Here is a 10,906-nt window from a genome sequence, read left to right on the forward strand (position 1 = left end):
ACTATCCCTCTTGCTTTCTAAATTTGTAGAATGGATCTTCTTTTAGCTTCTCATCTTCATACTCATCTTGGATTTCTTCTGCTTTTTGAGGTTCTGGAGTCATCTTCTCTACAGAAGAAGCTTGATTTGCCATTGCGTTAGTCATTCGCCTAATCAACTCTTCTAAAAACTGAGAATCTGTTTCATTTGAATACCCTTCAAAAACAACGTCTAAAATATCTCCAAATTCAATAGAAAAGATCTCCTCACTGGGTATATCTCCAAAAGGATGTGGTGCTACTTTGTATCTTGAGATGATCTTTCCCTGTTCATTTTTAGCAATAGCTCGTGCCACAACTAGATAAAGCCTTGTTCCGTATATTTCTTCGTTGTCTAAACGTACCATACTCCCTAATGGTAAAAATGCTGTACTTAATTGTTCCATCAATCTTTTACCTCCGTTGGAATCACAATTTGTGCTAAACTATCTTCTTCTAAACGATGTAAAACATTTATTGGTACAGGTAAATTTTGTTGGTTATACGGGATGTTTCCCACAAAAGACTGCTTTTGCAAAATACCTCCAAAAAGTATTTGAGATATATTTTCTTTGAGTAAGGTGACAAAACTACCATAAGTTGCATCGATTTTTGTTAAATTATCAAAAACGATTACTTGTAACTGCTCTTTCCCGATGGCTAATACCTGCGCAACTTCTTCAGCGTCCAAAGATAATTTATCTGTAAAATTCACTAACCCATTCACAACCACCAAGCGCTTCTTCACGTTACTTTCTAACATAGCGTCTATCGCTTCTTTCAATTCGACATTTTGATGACTGATTTGTGTTCGATCAATGTAAACTGCTACCTTGTCAGCTATTTTCTCTAAAGTACCTGAAACATCAATGATGACAATATCTGCTTCTGATTGAAACCCTGTGACTTGTTGGATAAACCAAGGAGTCAATAGTTGGAATTGTCTATTGGATTCTGTGAAAATCCCCAATGTTTTTCCTTGAAATAAATGGAAAGACTCAGGTATTGATGATAACTTATTCAATCCTAAATAAAACGCATCTCTTTCTTTTTTCGGTACAAATCCATTAAATGTTTCATACGTCAATTCACTTGGAACCATCGGAATTTTTTCTGGTCTTACGCCATTCCATGCTTGTTCCATCGAAGATACTTCTTTTTCTAAATGTTCAAGAATTGCTGCATTATTTTCTCCTGCCACTGGTAAATAAATTTGGATAGCTGCGGGTTCATCGAGTACAACTTGGCCACGCCCATTAATTGATTGAGGAACAAGGCTTGCACGACCTACTAAGCTGGTGGTTTCCGTTTCATCATTCAAATATAGAGCTATTTTGGTAGAAATATTACTCAGCATATTCGTACGAATGCTACCTACTCGATTGGCAGTAAAAATAAGATAGCATCCTAAACTCGCACCATCACGAAGCAGCTGTAGGAGTAGTCCATCGATTTTTTCCTTACGCGTATCATCCGTGCTTAGACCATCATAGCTATCAAGAACTGTAACAACGATTGGTAATGTTATTTGCCTTTTTGTTTCATATTGTTCAAGATTTGCTACGCCGCATTCTTTGAATAACTGTTTTCTTTCTATTAATACAAGAGAAATCCTATCCAACATTTTTTGCAGCTTTTCGTCTTCCTCCAAAGTGACAATGTCTGCTGTGTGAGGCAAATTTTTTAATGGCAATAGACCATTATTCCCAAAGTCCAATAAATGAAAGTGAATCTGTTCCGGCGTGTTCTGACGTGAAAGATTCATCGTAATCGTTTGTAATATTGTTGATTTTCCGTACCCCGGACTTGCAAATATAGCAGTGTGGCTAGCTTTTACCAAATCATAGTTATAGATTTCTTGCGTTTGTCTGGACGGTATGTCTACTACTCCAAGCGGGATATCCATTTTTCTTTCTTTCGTTTCTTTCACAGACGGCGTCACGATCTGGTCTTCCAGATTGGGTAACCAAGGCTTCTCGGGGAGGATATAATCCGACTGTTGAAAAATTTGATCGATCTTGTCAATCACTGCCTCTAGTTGCGTTGGTAATTCGCTAGTATCTTTTCCTTGAATCACTTCCTCACCAGGATCATAGAGCACCTCTGATTGCCCTAAATCATTGATCATAAAAATCCGTTCGTCCACATTCTCTTCGATTATTTTGTCTGGATCATATGAAACACCGGCATAACCGCTTTGGAATAATTCATATACTTCATTTTCGCCAACTTTAAGATAACCACGACCAGGATTTATGATTTGAGCAGCATCTGGGGTTTTTAGTAATTCATTCGAATCTTGGACACTAGCCATTTTAAGTGTGATTTTACTTGTACTATTTGCTTCAATCTGATCATTTACCACACCAGATGGCTTTTGTGTGGCTAGAATCAAATGGACTCCTAGCGATCGGCCGATTCGTGCTACTGAGGTCAATTCTTCTAAGAATTCAGGAACATTTGCTTTTAATTCAGCAAATTCATCTGAAACTAAAATCAAATGTGGTAATGGTTTACTAGGATAAGTGATAGCTGGATTAGGGTTTAGACGTTGTTTATATAAACTCATGTATCCATTGATATTGTTTACTCCATATTTAGCAAACTCTCTTTGTCTTTTGTTCAGTTCTGCTTTGATACTTGCCAATGCACGAGCCGTCCCTGCACCATCTAGATTAGTAATTGCCCCCATGAAATGAGGTAATTTTTCTAATGTATTTGCAATTCCTCCACCTTTCCAATCAATAATCAACATTCCGATATCTTCTGGAGAAAAATTAATCGCCAAACCTAGCAAATAGGTGGTCAAAAACTCCGATTTTCCTGAACCAGTCGTTCCTCCAACGAGTGCATGTGGACCATGAACCCGCTCATGCAGATCCCAATAGACATACTCCGATTTTCCTCTCCAGCCAATCAAAGAACGAATTGATTTGTTTGGTTCAGCTTTCAACCAGCGAGTCCGAATAGAAAGTTCTTCTATTTTTTTCACTTCGTATTGATCTAATAAACTAAGACTTTCCGGCACCGCATTCTTCTCCACTTCCACGTGCTGCAAGTTCGCTAAACGCTGGATGGCTTGCTCCAGTGGATAGCTAGTTGGCAGATGGTTTGGCAAGAAGGTCTGATTGATGTATTCGCTGTTTTGATTGATCAGGGTAGCAGATTCACTACTTTGATATTCGATGAGCGTTGTCGTTGTCTCCGGTAGCATGTTCAAGGCTTCTTTTCCCCAAATGACTGTCACACCGTACGGACTCATGTCTTCAGCCAGAAATTCATTCAATCCATGACCTGAAAGCCAGCTTTCATCAAGGATCGAAAAAATGTAATGCGGCTGAAAAACAACTGTTTCATTTCCGGCTTCTTTGACTTGCTGGCGTCGCTTTGTCAGCATTTGATAAAAGGAATTCAGGACCATGTCCCGTGACTGTGCGTGATGGACGATTCCCCGAAGATTCAAATGTCGGATCTTCGTATGGGGTAGCCAGCGCCAGGCACTCCACTCCTTTTGATAATCCGCTTCCGGAACCAATGTGATGAATTCGACATCTCGGTACGAATGAAGAACCGATAATTGGAAAAGGATGGTTTGGACGGCGGTTCGCAGTACAGCAGATGGTCCTGCTAATCCTAGCGTCTGATCCTTTAGCGGAACGACGATTGGCGCTTCGTCCAACTGTTTATAAGGCCAGACGAGCTGTTCTTCTGCTTCTTTGCTCAAATCATCTTCTTCTGCTGGCTGGTAGTTCGTCTTGAAACTGGAGATAATTTCTCCTGTGCCCACTCGAATATTCAAAAAATCTTCATTGCGGCTCATACGCTCATAGATCCGCGCATGATATTCTTTAGCCATCACAGCCAAATCATCTATAGAAGGATTCATATACGCTAACGCTTCTTTTTGTTTTTGCTGCAGCTTGTTCAGTTCTGATTTTTTTTGAAGCATATACTGGCGGTAGGTGGTTTCCCGTTCCTCGTTTGTTCGTTTCGTTTCTTTTTTATTGGTCAGATAACTGGAAACTGAAAAACCAGCTGTCAATAGACTCGCACCACCCATGCTCAGCATCATGATCGGGTTTCCTCCGCTAAGAAAACTTGTGGCACCGCTTAAAACGACCATACCAAGTGGTGGCACGATTGTTTTCAATAAGTCATTCCTGCCTTCTGTTTCTTTTGGTTTCGGTGCAAGGATCTCGATTTCATTCGCTGGTTCTTTCAAATGGATACGCGGGCTTCTTCTAAAAAATGGGAAATCATCCGGATATTCGGGAAGAAATGTTTCTTCTACTAGTTTCCATGGATCCAGCTGATAATTTGTGCCCAGACTGGTGAAACGCAGCTGCTTTTCCCGAACTTCGATCACTAAACGATCGACCATCAACCGATCTCCTACGCCAAAGGAAAATGTACCTTCTTGTATAAGCTGATCGTTGTAGTAAACACGTTCCTTACTCGGATAGATCTTCAGCTGATATTCTTTGGTTTTAGGATCGATAGGAATTGAGATCAATGCATCTGTTTCTAAAAAAACTGCCGATTTTTTCGCTCCGGAGATCAGAAAATCTTTTTTGGGTTTATTCGTAAAAACAGTTTCCAGCTCTTCATGTCTTAAAATCAGCAAGTGTTCATCTGACTTGATTGGTTTTCCGTCACACAATAACTTCTGGTCTTCATAAGTGAAGCTTTGACCGTTAAGTACGACTTGACGCTGTTTCTCGGTGAGTTGTTCATGGACGAACGTTTCACCAAAATAAAAAATATCAAAGAGGATCTTTACAGATGTCCGGATTTGATCACTTAATGGGACGAACCGATCAGTTGGCTTCATTTCCATCTTCTCCTCCTAACAACTTCATGTATTTATTGATCTCTTCTTCATACTTTGTGAGCAATTCTTGTTTTTTCTCACCTTTCATCTTGTTGTTGGTCTTTGTTGCATCGTATAACTTGGTATAGGCGTGTAAGATATATTGATTGTCACCAAGATTCTTAGCGACATCCAGTGCCTTATCGAAGTTCCCTTTTCCGGCATAGATCCAGTAAAGCAATGTGTTGTCGCTCGATTTCAGGGACAAGTTATTTAAAATAGCTGCCTTTTGTTCATTGGACAAATTGTCCAGTTGTACGGCACTGACTGCGGCAACATATTTAGCACCAGTGGGCAGTTTTTCAGGTTCGTCTTCTTTCAACGTATTCAAAACACCAGCATAATCATTGGCGATATATTGTGTCTCAGCGGAACTGATACGCTCTTGTGCCGGGAGTTTATCCAGAGCATAGATCCCTGTCGCAACAGCAAATCCGATTGTCGATACCCCCAATACCAAGCTGCTCCACTTAAAAATCTGATGATTTCTTTTACTGACCACTTGTGTTTCTTTGGCTCGCTTTTGCTTTTGCTTCAGAATCTCCGTTGCCAGCAACTGATCGATGATTTCGATCGTATCTGCTTCGTTTATTTTTTTTGTAAAGGCATCTTTCAGCGTACCGCTGCCTTCAATCAGCAGTTCATAGTTTAATCTAGGATGCAGGATATAAAGGACCAATGCCCGATATTGCTTGATAAAATCATCTTCTTCATTGATATAAGGGACGATTGTTTCCATAAATCCTCGGTGCCCGATAACTAGTTCTTCTCCACGAACGAATAGATTAGCAGGATGGAGGAAAGGCTGAGCTGGACGGTGTAGAAAATCCGTTAAGAAATGGATTTTTTGTGCCAACAGCAAACGGTGGAAGAGCTCTTCCTTTTTGACGACTTGCTCAAGCGGCAAGGTATCCGATTCTTTTTTATAGCGAATAACCAGCTTTTCTTCTGTTGCTTCTGTAATCTCTCCTGACAGCATTCGGACACCAGGTGCTAAAAAGTGCTGATACTGTGTCAGTTTGTCCAATCTATGCTGATTGGCCTGCAGAGTCACCTCTATAGCGTTAGTCTCGTTCATAAATCCAATGGTTTGGTCGATATTCTGTATTTCTCTCACAGTGGGTTTTCCTCTCTGTTTTTTTGTCTTTCGATCACTTGTAACTGATCGCCATTGCCTAAAGAATAATCAGCTAAGATGGCCTCATTTCTCAAATGGATGCGTTTATTCAAAAGAGCCAATTCAAAATTTTCGGGAAGTCGGATATGAATGATTGGAAACGACTCTTGTAAAATTGTTTTCAGTCGTGCCACAGTGACTTGGCTTGGGACTTTCAGATCGATGATCCGATCAGCTGTATGCAGACTGATACTGATTGTTGTACCTTTTTCCATGCTACACGCCACTCCTGCTCTTTTTATTTTTGTGATAAGCTAATTGTTTCCCTAAAAATAGACCGATTCCTATGCATAGGCTTCCGCCAAGAACATAACCGCTAAAGGTAACCAGCTGATTTACTTTCCTTTGCTGCATAGTCGAAGAAGAAGTACTTTGGACTGAAGCAACAGTGTCTCCTTCTTTGAAGAGATAAGGCATTACTTTTTGGTCAAGAGCTTCTGGCTCAGTCGTTTCCTCAAAAAATATTTTTTTCTGTGCAGTTGAGACCAGTTCTTTTTGTTTTGCTTTCAATTGCTGATCTTTCGCTTCTTTCTCCGCCAAAAACAAGTCGTTGATGGCAAATGAGACCTCGTTTCCGCCTGCTTCCGTTTGCTGATCCTCATAGATTACCTGATTGTTGATTATAAGAGACCCTTGTTCAGCATGCACACGTGTTCCGTCGAAGCTAATAGGAAAAAGAACACTCAAAATACCGATGATCCAACAGATTTTCCTTTTTTTATTCATGATTCACGCTCTTTTCTATCTTGTTCTTCAGGAAGAACAATGAGATTCAGAAACAGTCCTAAAACAAGAAGAATGACGATCACAAGATAACTGATCCAACTGATACGTCCGCCATTCAGCAGGACTGTAAAACCATTTTGGATATTTTGGAGCGGTGACAGCCGATAGAGAAACTCGGTGAATGAACCTATTTTGACCGTCACTCCTAATAATGGTGTGAGTATGAAATACAATCCTAGAACGCTGCCGTAACCATATAAGGTAAGTTTCTTGAATTGCCGTAAACAGCCTGTGACAAGCAGCTGCATGCTGGCAAAGGTCAAAAAGGCATAGCTGAACCACAACAAGCGATTCGCTGTGCCAGCACTTGCACTGGTAGCACCAGCATAAAAACCGGCAAGTAAGATCGTCACAAACGAAAGAAGGAAGACATTAGGAACGTTCAGCCATATCCTTGTCGGCTGAACCAGCAGATTGGCTTCTGTCACTTTACGTTTTTTCATAAATCCTAGTAATGAAAGCCCTGCGACCATAAGCAGAATCGCGCCAGTTAATGTTGCGTAATAAGGAACTAATGAGATTTGTCTTGTTTGTCCGAATATGCCTTTTCCTTGGATCGGCCGTGACAAAAAATGAAAAACTTGTGTATTGTCTGCTCCGCCGTTTTTCGTGTTGGACAACACTTTTTCAAAGGTCTTTGCATATTCTTCGTTTTCTTTCGTTATTTGCTTCGATTGTTGAATCGATTGATCCAGATTGGTGAGGATCGTTGTCGCATTTGACTGAACATCAGCTGTCGTTGTTTTTAATTCTTCGATTACCGGCGCGATATCTTTGACTTCTGCAGCAGATTTCTCGGTGCTAGCAGCCGTTTCTTTGGATGATCGCATCAGTTCCTGCATCGTTTGGACTAAAGACTCTGTTTGGTTAGCAATTTGTTTCGTCTCGTTTTCTTCAGGATGCGGATTTTCTTCATTGATCACTGATGTGGCTTCGATTTTTGCTGTTTCGCCCCATGCATTGTATGAATCCTTGATTTGCCGGTTGGCATCTGTGAACCATTGATTCAATTTATCTGCTTCCTGTAGCAGTTTTTCTGGGATGGTCATCAGATTCAATGTGCCGTAAAGCGTAGGGCTGACTTCTTCTTTATTCTGATCTGTTTCATGCCCAATGACCGCTTGCAGTCGATTGATCTGAGTCTCGGTGTCCTTGTAGATCCTGTCTCCTGATTTCTTGTATTCTTCATATAATTTATCGGTAATGACCGTTTGTTTCTCAGCATTCGTAATATTGTCATACCGACGATAAATCGATTGGTCTTTAGCTAATTCCAGAACTGTTTTCCCTTGATTTTCTGACGCACGGATCATGGCAGCATAAGACTGGACTGATAACGACTGGTTCGGATTACCGAAAAGAGTCGCGATTTGCTGCGCAGCAGTATCCAGTGCTTGTAAATGTGTCAGAATTTTAGGCACATCATCGATCAGCGGCTGATCCACCGGGAGATAGACGGCATAGTGATGATCGCTTTGGACCGTTTCGTTCCTGCACCATGAATAGTGAAGTTCATTATAAGATGTCGCTTGTTCTATTGAGTTCAAATGCCAGATGATCGGCAGGTTGACCGTGAATGTCACCTGTTTCGGCAATTCTTTTTCTTGCAGGTCATCTGTTGAATCTTGCGTACTTTCTTCCGTTTCTTCGATTTTTTCAGGTGCTGCGAATGTAAATTGATGATCTGAATGGTCGATGATCGTAGTTTGATAGCGATAAGGATGCAGTTCATCATTCACTAACTGTTCGATTTCTTGCAGCTTGGGATCATCTAGCATCACACTGACTTGTTCTTGCGAATCAGCTGGTAATTGGATCGAATAAGTATTCTCTTTTGTCGGGTCCATGGAAAGCGTGACTGTTTGCTGCGGAATGGTGATCATTTCAGGATGTCCTTGTCTAGGATCTAAATACGTGAAATGGACCTCTTTTCCCAATGGCTTGTTCAAATCATGGGCGTATTTTCGGACGATTGCCAGTTCATCCAAGTAAAGGGAAGCTTGATCAGGTGTGATCACTTGCTGTTTTGCTAATTCGTCCACTAACTGTTCCAAGCTCTTGTCTGGGATCTGAGCCAATGAGGTCTCTAGTGTTCCTTGATACTCAGCGTTCAATTTGGGTGTGTTCCCTCCCAAATCGGAAATCAGTTGGAGGATAGCTGTTTTCACTTGCTCGGTGGTTGCTGTATCAGGAGTAGCTGCAGGATCATTGTAATAAGTCGCTGCAATCTGGCTTTTCAACTGGGTCAACTGTTCTGTCTGGGCTTGTAGCTCAGCGATTTCTGCCTGAAGTTCCGTGATTCTTTTTATTTGTGTCACTTGGAAAAGAACCGATTCTGATAAAAAACCGGCGTACACACCTGTGCTTTCTTGTTCATTGTTGGTATAAAAATCACCCAACTGGGACAAGATTGTTTCATTCAATTGATCATGCTGCTTTTTATAGTCTGCCGTATCTGTTTCCCATTGTTCGTTGAGCTGCTTTTTTTGCATCGCTACTTGATCATTGAATTGTCTGATCGATTCTTTCAGTTTTTCATTTGCCTGCTTCGTGTAGCCCTCGACCGATTCTTTGACTGTTTCAATCGATTGGCTGCCTCCTTCTAATCCTTGGTTGTTTCTGTCTAGCAACTCTTTGACCGACTGGACAAAGGCTTGCTGCTGGGCACTAAAAGACTGATTGTCTGTGTCTAAAATACTGGCTGTTTCCAGCACATTCGTATAATTGCCTGGGATTTCTTTGAATGGACTGTAAATAGATGATTCCAAATTCGTCTGATAGTTTACTTGTGTTCCGGAGATTTGATTCACGTTTTGCTGTGCTTCAAATAAATTCCCGACGATACTGGAAAAATACATTTGGATAATCCGCTGATTGAAGTCCGTTAAGATCATGTTGACATTGTCTTGAATCATTTGATTCGTGATTTCATTTTGTCCATCTCGAACTTGATATTCGATCAATGCTTTTTCCGGATTGATACTTTGCAGCGATAGCAATTTTTCAGAAAAATCTTGGGGAATGATGATTTGCGCATCAAATTGCCCGCTTTCTACACCAGCTGTAGCGATGTTTCGAGTGGTGGTTTCCCAGCGATTTTTACTGTCTTTATTGATCAATGTCACAAAATCCGAACCTAATGAATAATTTTTGCCTTCAAATACTGCTCCTTTATCTTCGTTGACTAGTGCATATTGCATTTTCCCTGTAGGATCAGTTGTACTGATCGTGACGTTCTCATCTTTGAAACCTAGATAGATGAAGAAAAGCAATAGACATAGACTGGCAATGATTGTCAGGAATAAAGAAACCTTTCTTTTTAAATTTATTTTCATATCAAAAACGTCCACTCCTTCCCAATGAATGACGAAACTTTTTTGCTTCAAGTAATAGGGCAAATTTTTGTGAAAACTTATTGAAAAATTTGTACAAAAATTGGTCCTAATACCTGTGTTGAACAAGCCCCTATTGAAAGGAAGAGGCGATGAGGGTTCTCACTGCCTCTTCCATTTGCTTAAAATCCAAATGAGCCAGCGTCTTGACGATCCCGCTCTGCCACAGTGTCAGCATACTTGTTCAACTGTTGATTGATGCTTTCCAATAACTGCTCCATCTGTTTGACATTTCCTTCCAGCTGATTGTATTGCTCTAAATATGCTTGGAAGGCTTGCCCTTTCCATTGTTGAGCGATTTGTTGGTTCATGGAATTGACCTTTCTGATCGCATCTTGGATTTGAGATGCTGCCTGTTGGTAGACCTTTGCCTGTGATTTAAGCTGTTCGGGTGTGACTGCAATTGCTCCTGCCATGTTTGTTCCTCCTAATAAAAAGTTATTTTTTGTTACGCGTACATCATAAACTATTTTTTGTCTATGTGGTCAAAATGTAGCATTCACGCACATCATGTGTCGTATACGATGTGTTATTTTACCTCTTTCTCCCTCCTTTTTTGACTGGTCAAAAATCCAAGAAAAATAACTATACAAGTCATTTCTAATCACACATATTTTTCTAAGTATGACCTTTTTAAATTTATTACAAATCACTTTGAAATAAT

At 40.5% G+C, this 10,906-nt stretch carries 7 protein-coding genes; all 7 read right to left on the bottom strand.

Features of this window, described 5'->3' with window-relative positions; all coding sequences use genetic code 11:
* Position 1 precedes the first annotated feature (1 nt).
* Positions 2-424: a DUF4176 domain-containing protein gene (locus A5849_RS00530; RefSeq protein ID WP_002310506.1), complete on the bottom strand. Its 423-nt coding sequence runs from the start codon at positions 422-424 to the stop codon at positions 2-4.
* Positions 424-4,854, bottom strand: a complete 4,431-nt coding sequence (gene essC, locus A5849_RS00535; protein WP_174132334.1) for a type VII secretion protein EssC — start codon at positions 4,852-4,854, stop codon at positions 424-426. The genes A5849_RS00530 and essC overlap by 1 nt, the downstream gene beginning before the upstream one ends.
* On the bottom strand, positions 4,835-6,004 hold the full coding sequence (gene essB, locus A5849_RS00540; protein ID WP_086309879.1) for a type VII secretion protein EssB: 1,170 nt from the start codon (positions 6,002-6,004) through the stop codon (positions 4,835-4,837). The genes essC and essB overlap by 20 nt, the downstream gene beginning before the upstream one ends.
* Positions 6,001-6,279 (bottom strand): EsaB/YukD family protein, encoded by a 279-nt coding sequence (locus A5849_RS00545; RefSeq protein WP_086309880.1) that lies wholly within the window; start codon positions 6,277-6,279, stop codon positions 6,001-6,003. The genes essB and A5849_RS00545 overlap by 4 nt, the downstream gene beginning before the upstream one ends.
* 1 nt (position 6,280) lies before the next feature.
* Entirely contained in the window at positions 6,281-6,790 is a 510-nt protein-coding gene (locus A5849_RS00550) for a hypothetical protein (protein ID WP_086309881.1), read from the bottom strand.
* Entirely contained in the window at positions 6,787-10,185 is a 3,399-nt protein-coding gene (esaA, locus tag A5849_RS00555; RefSeq protein WP_086309882.1) for a type VII secretion protein EsaA, read from the bottom strand. Before esaA ends, A5849_RS00550 begins: the two co-directional genes overlap by 4 nt.
* 179 nt (positions 10,186-10,364) lie before the next feature.
* Complete coding sequence (locus tag A5849_RS00560) at positions 10,365-10,658, bottom strand: WXG100 family type VII secretion target (protein WP_002310516.1); 294 nt, start codon at positions 10,656-10,658, stop codon at positions 10,365-10,367.
* Positions 10,659-10,906: the final 248 nt, after the last annotated feature.

It is taken from the genome of Enterococcus sp. 10F3_DIV0382 (genome assembly GCF_002140245.1).
Lineage (GTDB): Bacteria > Bacillota > Bacilli > Lactobacillales > Enterococcaceae > Enterococcus_B > Enterococcus_B lactis.